General features: G+C 75.1%; 1 protein-coding gene. It reads left to right on the top strand.

The window, feature by feature from the left end:
* Positions 1–74: 74 nt before the first annotated feature.
* Positions 75–676, top strand: a 602-nt coding sequence (locus ACVNF4_RS36725; protein WP_461807136.1) for an acyl-CoA dehydrogenase family protein, incomplete at its 3' end; no start/stop codon positions are given.

The raw sequence follows: 676 nt of genomic DNA, 5'->3' as shown, positions 1-676 counted from the left end.
GGAGAGCGACTGGATACGGCTCGTCGCGACGGTGGTGAGGATGGCGAGGCCGAGGGCGCCGCCGATCTGTCTCCATCGCCGTCCGGCACGCCGCGCAGCGCGAGATCGAGAGCAAGGCGGGCGGCCGGCTCCCCCTGTCCCACGTCCGCTCCCACCACGGCCGCCTGCTGGACGCCCTGGCGGAGACGTACGTCGCGACCGTCGCCGTCCGTGAGGCGACGTCCGCGTTCGCCGGAGTGCCGGACGAGTACGCGCCGGTCGTCACCGACGAGATCGCGCTGACCAAGCACTTCGTCACGACCGTCGCCGCCCGCGCCTGCGACGAGGCCCGGGACCGGCTGGGCGCGCAGGGCGCGTTCGCGCACAACCGGATCGTCGAGTACCGGGCCCTCAGGGACGCCGTCACCACGGCCGACGGGGACAGCCAGGTGGGCGCCCTGCACGCGGCGTACCGGCGGCTGGCTCTTCCGGAGGAGAAGGGGACGACCCGCTGGGACCGGGCTCGGCCCTGCGGCGCTGATACCCCGGAGCTATGGCTGCGCTGGCTGGCCGTACGTGAGGAGTACCTCCACAGGAGGGCCCGCCGGCTGCACGCCACCTCCGGCGGGGACGCGCAGGTCCGCTGGGACCGCACCTCCCACGCGGCCCTCGCGGCGGCCGAGGCGCACGCCGCGCA

The sequence above is a fragment of the Streptomyces sp. S6 genome (assembly GCF_054880855.1).
The sequence above is the reverse complement of the archived record's forward strand: the minus strand, read 5'-3'. Positions and strand labels throughout refer to the sequence as shown.